The sequence below is a fragment of the Secundilactobacillus silagei JCM 19001 genome (genome assembly GCF_002217945.1).
Lineage (GTDB): Bacteria > Bacillota > Bacilli > Lactobacillales > Lactobacillaceae > Secundilactobacillus > Secundilactobacillus silagei.
Map to the genome: position 1 here is coordinate 21120 of NZ_BCMG01000015.1, position 18284 is coordinate 39403.

17 protein-coding genes are annotated in these 18284 nt (G+C 46.5%); 1 reads left to right on the forward strand and 16 read right to left on the reverse strand.

Going from position 1 to position 18284, the window contains the following annotated elements:
• Positions 1-807, forward strand: coding sequence for a sugar-phosphatase (gene yidA / locus CES79_RS11660; protein ID WP_054656417.1), 807 nt, complete (start codon positions 1-3; stop codon positions 805-807).
• 60 nt (positions 808-867) lie between these two features.
• Here yidA and CES79_RS11665 read toward each other — a convergent pair whose 3' ends face one another.
• From CES79_RS11665 to metG, 16 genes are all read right to left on the reverse strand, one after another.
• Positions 868-1209 (reverse strand): DUF3899 domain-containing protein, encoded by a 342-nt coding sequence (locus CES79_RS11665; RefSeq protein ID WP_133286379.1) that lies wholly within the window; start codon positions 1207-1209, stop codon positions 868-870.
• A gap of 158 nt (positions 1210-1367) precedes the next feature.
• Complete coding sequence (locus CES79_RS11670; protein ID WP_089137304.1) at positions 1368-3698, reverse strand: ABC transporter ATP-binding protein/permease; 2331 nt, start codon at positions 3696-3698, stop codon at positions 1368-1370.
• 274 nt (positions 3699-3972) lie between these two features.
• Positions 3973-4722, reverse strand: a complete 750-nt coding sequence (locus CES79_RS11675) for a glucose 1-dehydrogenase (protein ID WP_054656419.1) — start codon at positions 4720-4722, stop codon at positions 3973-3975.
• A 237-nt stretch (positions 4723-4959) separates the two neighbouring features.
• Positions 4960-5937 carry a ribose-phosphate diphosphokinase gene (locus CES79_RS11680; RefSeq protein WP_089137305.1) on the reverse strand — a complete coding sequence of 326 codons (978 nt, stop codon included), beginning with the start codon at positions 5935-5937 and terminating at the stop codon, positions 4960-4962.
• A gap of 59 nt (positions 5938-5996) precedes the next feature.
• Positions 5997-7376, reverse strand: a complete 1380-nt coding sequence (glmU, locus tag CES79_RS11685; RefSeq protein ID WP_089137306.1) for a bifunctional UDP-N-acetylglucosamine diphosphorylase/glucosamine-1-phosphate N-acetyltransferase GlmU — start codon at positions 7374-7376, stop codon at positions 5997-5999.
• A 45-nt stretch (positions 7377-7421) separates the two neighbouring features.
• On the reverse strand, positions 7422-8267 hold the full coding sequence (gene purR, locus CES79_RS11690; protein ID WP_089137307.1) for a pur operon repressor: 846 nt from the start codon (positions 8265-8267) through the stop codon (positions 7422-7424).
• A gap of 230 nt (positions 8268-8497) precedes the next feature.
• The gene (locus CES79_RS11695) at positions 8498-9289 is read right to left on the reverse strand and encodes a metal ABC transporter permease (protein WP_054656420.1); all 792 of its coding nucleotides are present in this window, start codon (positions 9287-9289) and stop codon (positions 8498-8500) included.
• Positions 9282-9977, reverse strand: a complete 696-nt coding sequence (locus CES79_RS11700; protein ID WP_089137308.1) for a metal ABC transporter ATP-binding protein — start codon at positions 9975-9977, stop codon at positions 9282-9284. Before CES79_RS11700 ends, CES79_RS11695 begins: the two co-directional genes overlap by 8 nt.
• Before the next feature lie 107 nt (positions 9978-10084).
• Positions 10085-11008 (reverse strand): alpha/beta hydrolase, encoded by a 924-nt coding sequence (locus CES79_RS11705; RefSeq protein WP_054656421.1) that lies wholly within the window; start codon positions 11006-11008, stop codon positions 10085-10087.
• 13 nt (positions 11009-11021) lie between these two features.
• On the reverse strand, positions 11022-11873 hold the full coding sequence (ispE, locus tag CES79_RS11710) for a 4-(cytidine 5'-diphospho)-2-C-methyl-D-erythritol kinase (RefSeq protein WP_054656422.1): 852 nt from the start codon (positions 11871-11873) through the stop codon (positions 11022-11024).
• 232 nt (positions 11874-12105) lie between these two features.
• Positions 12106-13185 carry a hypothetical protein gene (locus CES79_RS11715; protein ID WP_054656460.1) on the reverse strand — a complete coding sequence of 360 codons (1080 nt, stop codon included), beginning with the start codon at positions 13183-13185 and terminating at the stop codon, positions 12106-12108.
• Positions 13186-13338: 153 nt separating this feature from the next.
• Positions 13339-13596: a Veg family protein gene (locus CES79_RS11720; RefSeq protein WP_054656461.1), complete on the reverse strand. Its 258-nt coding sequence runs from the start codon at positions 13594-13596 to the stop codon at positions 13339-13341.
• A gap of 168 nt (positions 13597-13764) precedes the next feature.
• Positions 13765-14652, reverse strand: coding sequence for a 16S rRNA (adenine(1518)-N(6)/adenine(1519)-N(6))-dimethyltransferase RsmA (gene rsmA, locus CES79_RS11725; RefSeq protein WP_089137310.1), 888 nt, complete (start codon positions 14650-14652; stop codon positions 13765-13767).
• Complete coding sequence (gene rnmV, locus CES79_RS11730) at positions 14649-15218, reverse strand: ribonuclease M5 (protein WP_089137311.1); 570 nt, start codon at positions 15216-15218, stop codon at positions 14649-14651. The genes rsmA and rnmV overlap by 4 nt, the downstream gene beginning before the upstream one ends.
• Positions 15205-15996 (reverse strand): TatD family hydrolase, encoded by a 792-nt coding sequence (locus CES79_RS11735; RefSeq protein ID WP_089137312.1) that lies wholly within the window; start codon positions 15994-15996, stop codon positions 15205-15207. The genes rnmV and CES79_RS11735 overlap by 14 nt, the downstream gene beginning before the upstream one ends.
• Before the next feature lie 90 nt (positions 15997-16086).
• On the reverse strand, positions 16087-18138 hold the full coding sequence (metG, locus tag CES79_RS11740; RefSeq protein WP_089137313.1) for a methionine--tRNA ligase: 2052 nt from the start codon (positions 18136-18138) through the stop codon (positions 16087-16089).
• Positions 18139-18284 lie beyond the last annotated feature (146 nt).

Sequence of the window (18284 nt, forward strand, 5' to 3'; positions counted from 1 at the left end):
ATGGCAATCAAACTTATCGCAATCGACATCGATGGTACTTTAGTCAACGACCAAAAACAGTTGACCCAGCACACGATTGACACTATCGCCAAGGCCAGACAAAAGGGCATCAAGGTCGTCTTATGTACTGGCCGGCCCATCACTGGTGTCCAGCAATACCTTGAACCGCTAAACCTTAGCGGCGACAACGAATACGTGGTGACGTTCAACGGTAGTTTGGCACAGACCATTTCCGGTACCCCAATCGTCAGTCACAACATCACTTTAGAAGATTACATCGACCTCGAGACGTGGGCCCGTAAATCAAACATTCATTTCCACATGGAAACTCTGAACTACATTTACACGGCTAACCGCGACATCAGCCCCTACACGATTGCGGAATCGTTCATCGTTAAGATGCCGATCCGCTACCGGACACCTGAAGAGATCACGAATAAACTCACGATTTCAAAGGGCATGTTTATTGATGATCCTAAATTATTGTCCGAATTCATTAAGAATTTCCCTCAAGCACTCAAAGACCGTTTTTACGTGGTTCAAAGTGAACCCTACTTCTTTGAAGCCATGAATAAAAAGGCCAGCAAGGGAAACGCCATTGCTGAACTCGCCACTAAGTTAGGCATTACCTCAGACGAAGTCATGGCCCTTGGTGACCAAGGCAATGATTTAACGATGGTCAAATACGCCGGTACCGGTGTCGCCATGGGTAATGGGATCGATGAACTGAAGCAAAACGCCCAGTTCATTACCAAAACCAACGAAGAAGACGGCGTGGCTTACGCCATTGAAAAGTTTGCCCTGTAATGTTTTTGAACGTAATAGCGCTCATCATCAGCAATTAACACTGATGATGAGCGCTATTTTTTACACCGTAAAAGCAATTCCCAGTACAATGAGGCCAATGGCGTTGATCAAACAAAACCAGGCGTACTTATTCACCACGATTGGCCCATTTTTAAGTCGGCCAACTTCTCGTACGGGTACCTTTTCTTCTGGTAATGGCTCCTCACCTTTGCGTCGACGTCTCCGCCAACCGGCAAATAAGTGGCCCTTCTCTAAGACAAAGAACGCCGCTCCCATCAAAAAGACGAGGCCCAGCATAAACCAGGTATTCGCTACGACCAGCAGTGATTGCCAGGGTAACATCAGTAGTCCCGCCACAACAATGACTGCCAGGGTCAGCAACGCCCACCGATATCGTTTCACACTTTTCACTTCAACTCACCTATTCAACAGTTATTGTGCTCTAGCATAGTTGAGATTTAGCAACTGTGCAAGACCTTTTTAAATTCAGCTTAATGCAAAAGGCTGCCCGGCACTTCATTTCCAAGTGCTGGTCAGCCTTTCGTATCATAGTTAACGGTTTATTCACTTCGCAGTGCCGTTGCAGCGTCCTTCTTAGACGCCATTCGAGCCGGAATATGGCCACCGATGATGGTCAGCACCGTACTAATGATGATCAGGATAATCGCTGCCCAAATGCTCAGCTGAGCCACGTTATTGAGCTTAGTTAAGCTCTTGATCACCGCATTGATTGGGAACGTCGCCAACCAGGCAATGACGATCCCGATGACCCCTGAAGCAACCCCTAAAATGGCGGTTTCAGCGTCAAAGACTCGGGTGATATCTTTCTTACGTGCGCCTAGAGCTTTCAGCACCCCAATTTCTTTGGTCCGTTCAAGTACGGAGGTATAGGTGATGATACTGATCATGATCATACTGGTAATTAACGAAATCGCTGCAAAGGCGATCAAGACGTAGGTAATGGCGTTCATCAAGCCACCAGTCAGCTTAGAAACTGAACCCGCCATATCCGTGTAAATGATTTTATCAGCCTTGGATTTACCTTTGTTATAGCCGTCTAGGTATTTCAGGACTTTATCCTTGTTCTGGAAAGTATTCGGATAGATCATGATGCTAGATGGCAGCTTTGAACCACCCAGGGCCGTTACCATCTGATTTTTAGCGGTACTGCCAGTTAGTTTTTGACCCGTCATGACGTTTCTCGAACTTGCCTTTTGGGCTTTCACAATTTTAGAACCAGCATTTTCAGCGACAATCGACTTGGTCAGTCGGTCACTGTAGACGAATCCCGGTGCGAGGATATTCTCTTCGTTAGCCGACTTGACCCGCAGCACACCAACAACGTGTAAGGTCTTGTTACTGCTGTTGTTGTACATGGTCTTGTAATTGTTATTTGGCAGGTACATGCCCATTCTTTGCGTATAGTAAGTATCGTTATTGACGGTTTTAAAACTGGTGCCAACAATCTTGTTAAAGTTGACCTTTTGGCCATCTTTAACGTTAAAGCCCAGATTCTTCAGCGCGTTCACGTTGGTCGAATTATCCTTGTTGATGACCATAATGACATCCGTTGCTTTACTAGGGAACCGCCCAGCCAGTGCCTTGTAGTGTTTGTGCAAAAAGCTGACTTTTCCCTTATTATCAGTTGGATAAGACGCCACCCCAATCCCGGCTGAGCTGGCCATCATGCTAGAAACATCCGGGCCAGCCGCCTTCTTTTGATCCTGATTGGACAGTTGAACCGGCTTGACCTTCCCATTGACATTACGTAACAGATTCATGCCCGTCGTATAGGTATAGCCAATGTTCTTGCCGTACTTAGGGTTTAATTTTTGAACGTAATCGACGTATTTTTGCGAGATCTTATTGGCGTGCTGCGCCTTATCAGCTTCACTCATCTCAGCAATTACGGCCTTATCCTTTGAAAAATGTTCCTTTTTTTGCGTATTATTGCCGTTTTGTGACGATGCCATTTGCGAAATGGTCACCGGATACTGTGCCAGCGTATTGGACTGCGTTTTATCGATTTGTTTTTGGAACCCATTCGACAGCGCCAGCACGATTGCGATACCGATGATGCCAATACTAGAGGCAAAGGCCGTCAGGAAAGTCCGCCCCTTTTTCGTTCGAATGTTCGTGTAAGACAGTTTCAGCGCCGTCCAGTAAGTCATTTTCGTTTTCTTCAGTGCAAATTTTTGATTATCTTCCTGCTCGTTATAAGGATCAGAATCAGACTGAATTTTGCCATCCGCAAAGCGAATAATGCGGTCAGCGTACTGATCAGCTAGATCCGGGTTATGGGTCACCATGATGACCAAGCGCTCTTTGGACAGGTCCTTAATGATCTGCATGATCTCCTGACTGGTTTCGGTATCCAATGCCCCAGTTGGTTCATCACAGAGGAGAATTTCCGGATCATTGGCAATCGCTCGGGCAATGGCCACCCGCTGCATCTGCCCACCAGAAAGCTGGTTGGTCTTTTTGTACATGTGTTTTTCCAGACCAACTCGTTTCAGGGCGGTAATCGCGCGTTCCTTTTTCTCCGCGCTGGAAACACCGCTTAGCGTCATCCCTAATTCAACGTTATCGATGATGCCAAGGTGGCCGATCAAGTTATAACTTTGAAAAATAAATCCCACCGAATTATTCCGGTAAGCATCCCAATCCGACGCCTTAAATTCCTTGGTCGATTTGCCTTTAATAATCAAATCGCCGGAATCATAAACGTCCAGGCCGCCTATATTGTTAAGCAGTGTGGTCTTCCCTGAACCGCTGGGACCCAAAATAGCCACAAATTCCTGTTTCCGAAACGCAACTGAGACGTCATCAAGTGCTTTGGTGATGGTGTCGCCAACATGATAATATTTTTTTAAATGCTTGAGTTCTAGCATCTCTAATACCTCCGTATGATAAAGGTGATGATATCCGAGAGTTAACGCATATCAGCAACTAAGATTAATCCATAACAAGCATGCTGTTACTTTATTTAAAACTACCACTAAATCAAGCGTCCGTAAATGATTGCCAGCAATGTTATCAACCGTATTATGCACCTTTTTGTTGCGATTTTCTCTACCTAGCTTCATTTCATTCTGTAATCTAAACTAAAAACAGCTCCCTTTTTCAACTGAAAAAGGGAGCTGTTCGCGTCTGATATTCTGTTAATTAAGCTCTCACACCACCATCAACGGTGAATTCACCGCCAATAGCGTACTTGGATTCATCACTGCCTAGGTAAACGCAAATTTCGCCAATATCTTTGGGTTCACCCAAATGGCCAGCTGGAATGGTCTTTAAAATCTGGGTTTTAGCGTCATCCGGCACAATATTCGTATCGATCCAGCCGGGATGCACTGAATTGACCCGGATCTTGATGCCACGGCGTGCTAACGATGAAGCAGCTGCCCGGGTCAACAACCGGCTACCACCCTTGCTAGCGGAGTAATCGGGCGCCATTGGCAAACCGACCAAGCCAGCAACGGAAGACACGTTAATAATGGAGCCAGTCGCATTGTTGGTCTGCTTCATGGCATTAATGCCGGCTTTCATTCCCAGAAAGTTACCGGTTAAGTTGATATCGATCACTTGTTGCCAGTCAGCTAACGGTTTATCTTCAATTGGTTTACCGTCGCCACCGACCCCAGCATTATTGACTAAAATATCCAGTTTACCAAACTTAGCGATGGTCGCATCGATCACCTTTTGCCAGTCAGCTTCTTTGGAGACATCCTGTTGCACGAATAAAGCCCGGTCATCGCCGAATCTTTCCACGGCCTTTTTCCCGCCGTCAACGTTATGGTTAGCTGTCAGGACCACGTTGGCACCTTCCCTGATATAACATTCAGCAATTCCTAGGCCGATACCTGCAACGCCACCGGTAATGATAGCAACTTTACTCTTTAAACAATCTGTCAATCTGATCACTCCTTAAAATGAATTCGGTTTCATAAGCACCTTATATTGTACAGATTTACCGCCACCGCCACAAACTTTATGACTTTATTTTTTTGCACTAAACTGTCATGCAGCCTAAAGCCGCTCCATAACTCAGATTCCGGCCATACAGTAAAAGCGCAGATAAGTTCCCAAGTTCAGGAAACCTATCTGCGCTTTTACTGTATTCTGGAATCTACCGAGTTATGTCCCGTTCTCTTAATCATTAACGTGAAAACGATTGTTAAACAACGGACTAACTGGCCGGTGTTCATGGATCCGGATAATGGCATCACCAATCAGCGGACCAACAGAAATCTGTTTAATTTTATCAATTTGCTTTTCTTTTGGTAATTGAATCGAATCGGTGACAATCAGCTGCTTAATCGCCGAATTTTTAATCCGGTCGATTGCAGGGCCTGAAAGTACGGGGTGAGTTGCGCTGGCGTACACGTCAGTCGCACCCGCATCCTTCAAAGCCTGCGCACCCAAGGTAATGGTACCAGCTGTATCGATCATGTCATCGATCATGATGCAGCGTTTGCCCTTCACATCACCAATAATGTTCATGATTTCAGCCACGTTGGCTCTTGGCCGGCGCTTATCAATAATGGCAATTGGCGCTTTCAAAAATTCAGCCAGTGCCCGGGCACGGCTAACACCACCATGGTCAGGGGAAACGACCACTGCGTTCTTATCGATGCCGTGGTTAATAAAGTAATCTGCCAATAATGGCGCACCCATCAAATGATCAACTGGGACATCAAAGAATCCTTGAATCTGCGCAGCGTGCAGGTCCAGTGCGACTACTCGGCTGATACCAGCCTTTTCCAACATGTTAGCAACTAACTTAGCTGTAATTGGCTCGCGGGAGCGCGCTTTACGGTCTTGACGGGCGTAACCGTAGTATGGAATAACAACGTTAATTGTTGCGGCACTGGCACGACGAAGCGCGTCTACCATAATCAATAATTCCATTAGATTATCATTGACAGGAGCGGAAGTCGATTGAATCACGAAAACGTGGCAGCCACGAATACTTTCTTCAATGTTGATCCGGATCTCACCGTCACTAAAACGGTCAACTGATGTTTTTCCAAGACTGACACCGACTTCATCAGCAATACGCTGAGCAAGGGGTTTGTTGGAATTTAACGCAAAGATCTTCAACTTTGGGTCATTATATTTCTCTGACATGGGATCCTCCAATGGCTAATTTCTAGATACAGTTTACACTAACTCACAAATTGAGTACATTACTTTTCTGGGTCGTATGGCAACTTTTTGAAATACCCCGGCTTATTGGTCTGCCGTGAACGGGCAATCGCCATATCATATTGCTTTACTTCATCCGTAATGGTTGAACCAGCAGCAATAAAGGCATGATCAGCCACCGTTAATGGGGCGATCAAATTCGAGTTGCTACCAATAAAGGCGTCGTCGCCAACCGTAGTCTCATGCTTATGAGCGCCATCGTAGTTGACAAAGATCACACCGCAACCAACGTTGATCCGTTTACCTAAATGCGCATTGCCGACATACGTTAAATGACCGACCTTAGTGCCTTCGTCGATCGTTGCCTTTTTAACTTCCACAAAATTACCTAAATGCACGTTTTTGCCAATGTGTGATTCTGGACGCAGATGGCTCATTGGTCCAATGTTGCTGCCATCTTCCATCTCGGAATCTTCTAAGTAAGAAGACGTCACCGTCACATTATCATGTAACACGGTATCATGCAACTCTGAGTGGGCCCCAATGTAGCAATTATCACCAATAACCGTCCTGCCCTTCAGCAAAACACCGGGTTCAATGATGGTATCAGAACCGATTTTAATATTAACATCGATATACGTGTCCTCAGGATTGATCAGGGTCACACCGTTGTTCATGTGATATTCGTTGATGCGGCGTTGCATCACCTTAGTGGCTTTAGACAAGGCCACGCGGTCGTTAACGCCCATGGATTCTTCAAATGAAGGCATCCGGTAAGCCGCCACAATGTCACCTTGCGCCTTCAAAATTTCAATGACGTCCGTCAGGTAATATTCACCCTGTGCGTTGTGGTTCGAGATCTTGTGCAGCGCGGCAAAAAGGGCCTTATTGTCAAAGACGTAAACGCCGGTATTGATCTCGTCGATTTCTTGTTCCTGCTTAGTGGCATCTTTTTGTTCCACAATTTTTTCAACGATGCCAATATCGTTACGCACGATTCGGCCATAACCGGTTGGATCCGGTGCCTTGGACGTTAAGATCGTGGCCACTGCCTTTTTGGCTTCGTGATACTTGAATAATTTTTCAAAGGTCTCAGCCTTAAATAGTGGCGTATCACCGCTCACTACTAAAGTGGTCCCCTCTTGATCCTTCAACAATGGTTCCGTCTGTAAAACGGCGTGGCCAGTTCCTAGTTGCTGCTTTTGCAGCACGTACTTGGTTCGGTCTCCCAACGTTTCTTCGACCTGTTCGGCACCATAGCCGACAACGGTGACGATTTGATCCATGTGCGTTTTTTCAACTTGGGTCAACACGTGATCCACCATTGAACGACCGCAAACCTTGTGTAAGACCTTGTACAACTTTGACTTCATCCGGGTGCCCTTACCAGCAGCGAGAATAATCGTATTTCTAGTACTCATTTAGACGAACTCCTTAATTTTAATAATGAAACTCATTTTTTTATTTTAATCGACGAATTGGGCAAGTCGCTCTGGTGTATATATTTGTTCCGCAAAATTACCAGGGGTCACCTCAACGTGATCGTTGGTCGCGTGAATTTTAAGCAGTGACGTATAGTTAGGCACGCGTCGTTCACCCGCAAAACTGCCCTCGGCAAAAACGGCCACGCCAGCCACTTTGGCATCAAACTCTTTAACCAGTGACTGCATGCCGCCGACAGTGCCGCCGCCCTTCATGAAATCATCCACGATTAAAACCCGTGAATCAGGCGCTAGGCTGCGTTTAGACAGGGCCATTTTTTCGATTCGGCTACTGGAGCCGGAGACGTAGTTCACACTGACAGTGGACCCCTCAGTAATCTGGGAATCGTGTCTGGCGATCACAAACGGCACGTTTAAATAATCCGAGATGCTTTGCGCAATCGGAATACCCTTAGTTGCTACCGTCAAAACGGTGTCGACCTGGTCTGCTAAATACTGGGTGGCTATCAGCCGACCGACCTGCCGTAAAACGTTCGGCCGGCCCAGTAGATCTGACATGTACACGTAACCGCCGGGTAAGAACCGATCAGCTTCAGACAGCGATTCAATGACACCATCAACAAACTGAGTCGCTTCTTTTTCGGGGATATACGGAATAAACCGCGCCCCGCCAGCTGCTCCGGGTACCGTTTCTAACAGACCGGTTCCCCGTGACTTCAGCGTTCGTTTTAAGATCGTGAGGTCCTCACTGATCGAAGACTTGGCTGATCCATAACGTTCCGAAAAAAAGGTCAGCGACACTAATCGATGAGGCCGCTCTAAAAGATACCGGGTCATATCAATCAACCGGTCGCTTCTTCTTACTTTCACTTTGGTTTCCTCCATGTCATTTAACAGCATATTTAATATTATTATTCTAGCATAAATGTTCGGGTTTAAGGAACAGATTCATTGAATCTCATGATTTTATTAACAAGTCGTTGAAGTTTAGTCCTTTTACCTGTAAAAATACCCCTCAGATATACGGGTACGCTTATTAAGATATCATTATAATCAAAAAAGTCCCAGTAACAGCTCTAACGCTGTACTGAGACTTTGATCTATGCTCGAATGCGTTGATAAACCAGTGCACTGAAGTAAAAGAGCACTTCAATCACTGCGATAAAGAAACTGACGGGCCAGTTGGTCACGTAACTCAGATAGAGGCCCAGCCAAACGCCAACCAGCGAGAACGCCACGGCAACACTGATCATCATGCCTACCGTGTGAGCAAAATACTTCGCTGCGGCAGCTGGTAACGTCAGCAGAATAAAGATCAGTAACGACCCGACGATCTGCGCGGCAACACTCACTGAAAACGCCAGCAGGACTAAGAAGATCACGGACAAGGTGCGGGTCCATAGCCCCTTGACCTGCGCCCCAATTGGGTCAAAAGAATCAAATTTGAGATAGCGGTAAATGACCACCACGACCACTAGGACCGAAATTGACAGAATCATCATTTGAACAACGTTGGCTCGGCTGATGCCGATCACGCTCCCAAATAAAATGCCAGTCGCATAGCTGGCATTGCTGTCTGCTAGTGATAGAAATAGGATTCCTAGACCAATCGCTAAGGCTGAAATCGCCGTAATGGAATTTTCCCGGCGCGACGATTTGGCGCCCAATTCACCAACACCAATGGAACTGATAGTGGTAAATAGCAGCATCCCGTTTAGCGGCTGCCAGCCCATAAAGATCCCAAAGGCGGCACCAGCAAACCCAATTTCGGATAAGGTATGCGTTAGAAAAGACATGTTACGGGCAATCACGAAAACGCCCATAATACCCGAAATAATCGCAATCAAGGTGCCAGCCATGTAGGCATTTTGCATAAAAGGATAACTAAGCATTATTCATCGCGCCTACTTTCTCGTTGGTTAACTCTGAAATGTTTCCCGCTTCATAATGACCGGGACTCAAAAACAGGTAATGGTCGCCGTAACGCCGTGCTAACGGGATATCGTGAGTCACAAAGATCACGGTGAGCTGTTGATTCTCATTGATCTGCTTGACCAAATCTAACAATTCCGTTTTGGCGATCGGATCCAAACTGGCAGTTGATTCATCAAGGATCAACAGTCTTGGCCGATCAAGCAACGCCTGTGCCAGATAAGCCTTCTGCTTCTCACCACCGGATGCTTGTCCCAATGGCCGGCGACGAATATCAAAGAGTTTGGTTTCGGTCAAGATTTCATTCACGCGTCGCCGTTCCTTAGCTGTTAACCACGGCAGACCTATTTTGGCAAAGTTCAGGCCCACAAAATCTTGAATGCTCAGTGGATATTCCGCGTCAACGTTACGAAACTGCGGCACATAGCCCACTGGGACGGCCTGCCGGTTCGGCAGAAAATCTAGGGTGCCACTAGACGGTTTCAAATCTTGTAAGATCAACCGCATTAAGGTGGTCTTTCCCACCCCATTTTCGCCAACAATGCTCAAAAAATCGCCACGTTTTAAATCGTAGTTCAAATCGTTTAAAACCTGCTTATCAGGAAAGGCGAAGAATAAATGTTTTAGTTGTAATATCGATTCAGTCATAAAAGCTCCTCAACAAAAAAAGCACCTTAATGTGCTTTTTTAATTTACTGTAAACAGTAATGGTTACTATTTTATTGTAAAGGTTTCTGTAAAGAAGTCAATCTCTTTTAAAGATATTGCGCTAAAAAGTCGGTCAGTACTTGCTTGTAATGCTCCGGATCATGGGCATACGCTTGAATATGCTTAGCGTTAGGCACAATGTAAGCCTCTTTGGGACCAGAAATCGCATTATACAGCAATTTTGCGTGTTTGACGGGAACGACTTGATCGGCTTCACCGTGAATGATTAGAATCGGAACCATGGCGCGCTTCAGCTGGTCGTCCACCCGTTCCTGGCTCAACCTAGAACCAGTCCGAAAACGGGCCAGCCAATCGGCAATCGGCACGATGGGGTTCGCTGGCAGATGATAATCACGCCGTAACGTGGTTTTAGCCATTTGATAAATGGAAGCAAAACCTGAATCGGCCACCACGGCCTTCACATTTTGCGGCAAGTGTTCGCCAGCCGTTGCCAGAACGGTCGCCGCGCCCATGCTAAAACCCATCAAAACGATTTTAACGTTCGGGCCTAGCTCTGAGATCACCTTGTTGATCCAGCGCAGATAGTCTTTGCGGTCTGGCCAGCCAAAACCGATTCGGTGGCCGTCGCTTTCACCCTGCGCCCGGGCGTCTGGCATCAGCACGTTATAGCCGCGGTCATGAAATAACCGGGCTAACGGAATCATTTGTTCCCGGGCATGATTGATGCCGTGGGCTAAAATCACGACACGCTGGCTCTTCTCAGCTGCCGGAATGTAACTGGCCCGCAACGTCAACCCATCCGGTGTCGTCTGGCGCCATTCTTGAATGGGCTGTTTGAGATACCAAACGTTATTGGCCGCCGTATTCTCCGCCACCGCTTTATGGTGACCCTTTTCTTTTTCAGAATCGCTAATGTGTGTCAAATCATGATAAACTGCCACACTAGCCGCCACTGCAGCAGTTACCCCAGTAGCTAACGCTGCAGCTGAAATCTTGATCCATTTAGACAAACTGATTGCCTCCTTATAATGAGCGGACAAGATAAGCTTCGGGACAGAACCCACGAATACTGTTAAAGACCCGCTGAGCACGAGATTCCTTATTAAACACTGAAAAGACGGTGGGCCCAGTACCGCTCATCACGGCCGTTTCGGCCCCGTAGCCCTGCATTCGTTCTTTGATTTGCTGAATTTCTGGATACCGATGGACCGAAATGGGTTCCAACGCATTTCCCATACTAGCCAGTAACTGATGGTGATCGCCAGTCGCAATCGCGTCCAGCACGCCGTTAATATCTGGGTGTGCTAGGCCATCATAGTTGATCTGGCGAAGAATGCTGGGCGTGGACACGCTGACGTTGGGCTTAGCCAACACGATCCAAACTGGTTTTAACGCCGGTTCCAACACATCAACCTGCTCACCCAGCCCGGTTACGTGGGCGGTCTTGCTGTAAACGCAGTAAGGCACATCAGAATCCACTTTCAGACTTAATTTAGCCAGTTCCGCGATTGGTAGCTGAATGTCCCACAGCCGATTTAACGCCCGCAAAACGGCGGCTGCATCCGAGGACCCGCCACCTAACCCAGCTGCCACTGGGATCTTTTTTTGAATCTTAATATGTGCGCCATGGTTAATCTTAAACGTACGCTGAAGCAATGAAGCCGCTTGAAACGCGAGATTACGCTGATCATTAGGTAAAAAGCCAGAGTTGGATGAAACCACGATCTGCCTCGTTCCAGTTGAACGGACTTCAACGTAGTCTGCGAGATCAATGGAGGTCATCACCATGTTCCACTCAGGCTGCCCATCAGCATGGCGAAACGGTGTATCAAGGCCCAGGTTCACTTTGGCCGCTGCCTTTTCCACTATTATCAAATTTTGATCACCTACACTTCAGTCAGAATCGTTTACTTATAAGTTACTGCTCCCTTAAGTTTTGTTATTAGGGATATTATACTCGAAATCAACAAGGTGCGAAAGAGGGGTGCCAGTCTCTGCCCCTCTTTCACCCGATTAGGCTATAAAGCAGTCAAAGTGCACCAATCAAAAAATCCCCACTAGAAAATATTTTCTAGTGGGGATCACTTAAATTGCTAATCATTAATTTTTAATAAGCCGTTGTACTCCGTAAAATTTCAGGAGTCCGGTTGCTCAGCAGCAGACCATGACCACCGTTATCAAAGTTCAAAGATTCAAATTCACGGTGTGAGTTAAACTTCGTGTACTTGAAATCACTGGACTTCAGTGACCCATGACCATTCAACTTCTTAGCTGGGAAACTGGTGATGGAATCATCAGCAACTAAGTAAAGCCGGCCGTTATGACCGTTGTAGCCCATAGCCTGTTCATGCGTGCCAGGACGACGTGCGAAGAGTTGATTTGTCAGCCGGAAATGAACTGATTTCGCCCCAATTTTACCCTTGTAAACTTTTACCTGTGAACCAGAAACTGTCCAGTAGTACGCATTTCCACTGTGATCAAAGGTTAAATCATGCCCGCCAGGAACGTTGGCACCGTGGTTAGACATGTGGAACGTGATGGCCTTGTTAGGTGTCAGCGAAGAAGTACTGATCCGTTGAAGCGTTGAATTCCGCGTTTCACCTAACGTCATATCACGCCACATGTACAGTGACTTGCTCTTTTTATTGTAAGCTAATGATTGTCCGTGACCAGTGGTGAAAATCCCACCGATTTTAACAGCAGAACTCCCCTTTTTGCTGTCTAGCAAAGTCTGCTGCTTTTCAAGCGACATTCCACCCAGCTTGTTCAAGTCAAAGCGGGCAACAAAGCCCTTATTCTTCATGCCAGCTGTGTAATGCGGCTGATAAGCAACGTACAGATAATGACCGCCATCGTAAGCAGCTGATTGCGGATTAGTCATATCGTACTTGGTACTATTCTTGGCATTGTGCGTGTTCGGCAAGGCATACTTCGTTTTTAACGTCCACTTTTGGTTGCCGCTGACGCCCTTAATGGTATTACTCAAACCCGAACCAAAAGAATAGTTCTTACCGCTGACTTTAACAAATCCAGTGGCCTTGTTATTAACGGTCCGCAAGCTGCCAGAAGAATACTGCGAAATTGCATTGCTTCTTTGAGTGTATGATGCAGCGTTAGCAGTCGTACCAGCCCCCAATAAGGCAATCGCACCAACTACGGCGCTTGTAATGATGCCTAAATGTTTCATTGGAAAATTCCCCCCATAATTAGAATTTGTTATATCTTACCCATCTATAATAACGCTATTGCGTTCATTTGGCGGAACAAAAAACCACTAATGTTAATTTCTCATCATTAGTGGTTAATTTATGTAATAAAAAAAGGCCTCAAAGACCCGTTTTTACTGATTGTCATCCGCATCATCGTCACCAAAGTTAACCTGAATATTCTGAGTTAGGATATCAGTGTAACTGTAGGAAACGCGTTCGAATGAATTTTCATCTTGGTCCAGATCCACAACGAAGACGGCCGGATAAGTTTCCTTTAGAATTCCGTGTCGTTCCGTTGTCTTTTTGCGCCCTGCCTGGGCGACGACCATAAGCTCCTGACCAATATGCGTTGAAAGCCGGTCTTTAATAGTTGCTAAACTTGTTGGCATGACCTCACCCCTTGTGAAACATTTTAACATCGTTTCACAAAAAAGTCAAATTATACCACAACACTTTATTTACAACAAGTATTTTATTATGAAAAATGAGATTAAAATCCTTTCACGACAGGATTTCACCGGCTTACAACCCGTTTAACATCATGCGACGGCCTAAAACTAAAGCAATCCCTCTTCATGCAGCGCGTTAACCAGCACAATAAACTGTTCAATGGTCAGTCTTTCAGCGCGAATTTGCGGTGAAATTCTCACCCGGTTTAACACGTTAGTAATGCGGTCTTTAACATCTTGATCCTTACCAAAAATGGCACACAGGTTATTCCAAAAACTCTTTCGCCGATGCATGAAACTGCCCTTCACAAATTTGGAAAAGACGCGTTCATCAAAGGGTGCCGGATCAAAGGGTACCCGTTTAGTCATGGTCACAATGGCTGAATCAACGTTGGGCTGCGGAATAAAGGCCGTCCGCGGTACCGTAAAGGCCACTTCGGCGTCCGTACGATACTGCACCGCAATCGACAGCGAGCCGTACGCTTTGGTCCCGGGAACGGCGACCAGGCGATCAGCCACTTCCTTTTGCATCATGACCGTAATTGAATCAAATTGAATACCGCTTTGCAGCACGTTCATCAAAATCGGTGTCGTGATGTAATAAGGTAAATTAGCGACTAATTTTAACGGCCGGTCTTGGTCAAAGTTCTCCTTGATGACCTTGGGCAAGTTAGCCTTCAAAATATCCTGATTGAGAATCGTAATGTTGTCGTACTGCGATAAGGTTTCACCCAAGATTGGGACTAACTGCTCGTCAATTTCAAACGCCAGAACATGATGGCTGTTTTGAGCTAAGAATTCCGTCAATCCGCCAATTCCTGGACCAATTTCGATCACGTTATCTTTCTCAGATAGCTCGGCAGCCTGAACAATATGCTCCAAAATATTAATATCGGTTAAAAAGTTTTGTCCCAGGCTCTTTTTAATGTTTAACCCATAACGGTTGATAATCGCCTGCGTCCGCGCCGGACTGGCAATCAATGGTGTATTACTCATTGGCGTTCATCCTCCTCTTGGTCGATCTGTTTGATAGCCTGCCAAAATGTCTCCGAACTGATCTGAAACATCTGCAGTCGTTTTTTCAGTTGTTTGCCGTTCACGTAGCCGATCCGCAGCAACTCGCCTAAGGCTTCACGGCGGGCTTTAGCTGCCGGGCCGCCAACCAGGCGCGCATGAATCAGATCAGCCTGACTAATATTTTCCACGGTCGAATCGCCCTCAGTATAGACGTGGGCTAAGGCTTCGCGAATCGCTTCTGGACTGGCATGTTCCACGCCCAGTGACCCACCAGCCTTGGTAGGGACACCCTCCGCTTTAGGTAAGAAAGCGTGCTTAGCGTTGGGCACAACTTCGGCCACAATTTTACGAATCTTTTCACCGGAAAAATCAGGATCGGTAAAAATGATGATGCCGCGCTTCTTAGCAACTTCGGCAATCAGATCTAGGGTTTCTTCCGGTACTGCCGAGCCGCGGGTCTCAATCGTGTCAGCGTTGACTGCTTTGGCAATTTGTTTGGTATCGTCTTTTCCCTCGACCACGATGACTTCTTTAATGGTTTTCACTCTCGGACTCCTTAATCTTGAAAAATCGGTGTGCGTTTTGCCAAGTGGCTGCGGCAATTTCTTCTGCAGTCGTCTGGCGTTCTTTAGCTATAGCTTCTACGGTATAACGCGTAAAGCCGGGTTCGTTCTGTTCCCCACGATGGGGCTCAGGTGTCAGGTACGGTGCATCCGTCTCCACCATCATGCGGTCAAGCGGTGTGGCCCGGACGGAATCGTGGACTTCATGGGCGTTTTTAAAGCTGGCCACCCCGGAATACGAGATCATCATCCCTAGATCCAAGAACTTCTGCAACCATTCCGGGTCCCCGTTAAAGCTGTGCATCACACCGCCCGTTTCTTGGATACCCACTGACTTGATAATGTTGTAAGTATCTTCAAACGCGTCTCGGTTATGCACCACGATGGGCAGACCGTGATCCTTAGCAATTTCAATTTGGCGTTTGAAGACTTTTCGTTGGACATCCTTGGGTGAACTGTCCCAGTGATAGTCCAGTCCAATTTCGCCCAGTGCCACAACCCGGTCTTCTTCTAGCTGCTGCTCTAAAACTTTCTCTTTATCAGCATCGTAGAATTTTGAATCTTCTGGGTGCCAGCCAACAGCAGCGTGCAGCTGCGGATATTCGTGGGCTAAGCGAACCGCATTTTTATTGAGTTCGGTGTTGGACCCAACAATGGTCATCTTGACCACGCCGAGATCAGCTGCCCGAGCCAAGTAACGCGGCACGTCGTTAATGAATTCTTCGCTGTTCAGGTGGGTATGTGAATCAAAAATTTTCATCTTTTTCTCCTGCATTGAAACAAAAATCCGAATATTCAATGATCTGAATATTCGGATTTCGCCTTTCACTCAATCGCGAAAGTTTAGTTATTATTCGACTGTTGACCCGTTCTTGATGCTTTCAGGCACCGTCACGAGTTGAACCTTGCCCTCAGAATCTTCTGAAGACAGTAACATGCCTTGGCTGACTTGACCGCGCATCTTACGTGGTTTCAAGTTGGCCACAATAATGACCTTTTTGCCCATTAGATCCTTTGGTTCTGGATAGTACTCCGCAATGCCAGACAGAATCTGACGGTCATCAGCATCACCGGCATCCAAGCGGAACTGCAGGAGCTTATCGGCCCCTTGAACCTTTTGGACGTCAATAATTTCAGCCACTTTCAGTTCGATCTTCTCAAAGGCATCGAAGCGAACCTGTTTTTTAGCAGACTTCAATTCCGTGTTTTCTGGGTTCCAAACACCAGAGTTAGCGGCCTGTTTAGCAGCTTCCATGGCAGCCCGGCCCTTCTTCTTGTCAGACTTGGTCATCTGAGCCGCGATAAAGGCCACTTCTTCCTTAGCGTCACGCCGTGGGAAGATTGGCGTTCCCTTTTCAACTACTTTGCTGTTCTTAGGCAGACTGGCCATGGTCAGTTCTTTCAAATTGATATCGTCATCAAATGTCAAGCCTAACTGTGACAGAATCTGTTTTGGTGCATGGGTCATCACGGGACTCAAGAAGTAAGCAATCACCCGCAAGCTGGCTGCTAAATGCGCCATGACGGCACCTAACTGATGCTTGCTGTCGTCATCATCATTTTTAGCCAAGATCCATGGTTCAGTCTCGTCAATGTACTTGTTCGTCCGGGCGATCAACTTCCAAATTTCGGCCAAAGCATCGGACAAATGCAAGTTGTCCATTAATTTGTGATAGTTCGCCATCGTGGTTTCAGCAGTGGCTTCCAGTGACGCGTCAAATTCAGTCACACCGGCTTCATAAGCTGGAATTACGCCACCTTCGTACTTGTTGATCATGGCCACGGTCCGGTTCAATAGGTTCCCCAGATCGTTAGCCAAGTCATAGTTCAACCGGTCAACGAAGTCTTCTGGCGTGAAGGTGCCATCGTTACCGTAAGGCATTGCCCGAACCAGGTAATAGCGGACTGAATCCAAGCCATATCGGTTAACCAAGGTTTCAGGGTAAATCACGTTCCCCTTCGACTTGGACATCTTGCCGTCCTTCATCAATAACCAGTTGTGACCAAAAACCGTCTTAGGGAGTGGTAAACCTAAAGCATGTAACATAATTGGCCAGTAGATCGTGTGAAAACGCACGATTTCCTTGCCGACCATCTGAACGTTAGCTGGCCAGAACTTCTTAAAGAGACTGTCATCGTCAGTGTCATAACCAAGTGCGGTAATATAGTTGGTCAAAGCGTCAAGCCAAACGTAAATCACGTGCTTTGGATTAGACTTGACCGGAATCCCCCAGTTAAAGGTCGTCCGTGAGACAGCTAAGTCTTCCAAACCAGGTTTGATGAAGTTATTGATCATTTCGTTCATCCGGTTGGCCGGTTGAATAAACTCTGGGTGCTGCTTGTAATAGTCTAACAACCAGTCAGCGTATTTGCCCATCTTAAAGAAGTATGACTCTTCTTTAACCAGTTGCACTTCATGGCCACTAGGCGCTTTTCCGCCGATCACCTTACCGTTATCATCGCGGTAAACTTCGGCCAGCTGCGTTTCAGTAAAGTACTCTTCATCATCGACTGAATACCAGCCTTCGTACTCGCCCAGGTAGATATCGCCCTGGTCTTGTAATTGCTGGAACATCTTTTGAACGGCTTTTTCATGATAATCATCCGTTGTCCGAATAAACTTATCGTTGGAAATCTCCAGCGTCTTCCAAAGCTTCTTGATGCCAGCAGCCATTTCATCAACGTAGGACTTAGGATCAGTCCCTAATTGTTCCGCTTTTTCTTCAATCTTTAGACCGTGTTCATCGGTCCCCGTCAAGAAGAAAACGTCGTAGCCGGTGGCGCGTTTGTACCGTGCTAAAGCGTCACAAGCAATAGTGGTGTAGGAATTACCAATGTGCAGCTTCCCAGATGGGTAGTAGATTGGTGTGGTTATGTAATACGTAGGTTTGGTTTCTGTCATGTAAAAACAGGCCCCTTTCAGTCAATTTTATTTTTTTAAATTAATTCATTTTTGCTGCTAGAAAGTCTCCAATATTATAGCATATCTGACACGTCTGAGAAACGCTTCTCAGGTATCGACAGTCAGTTTTGCATCAAATATCGAAC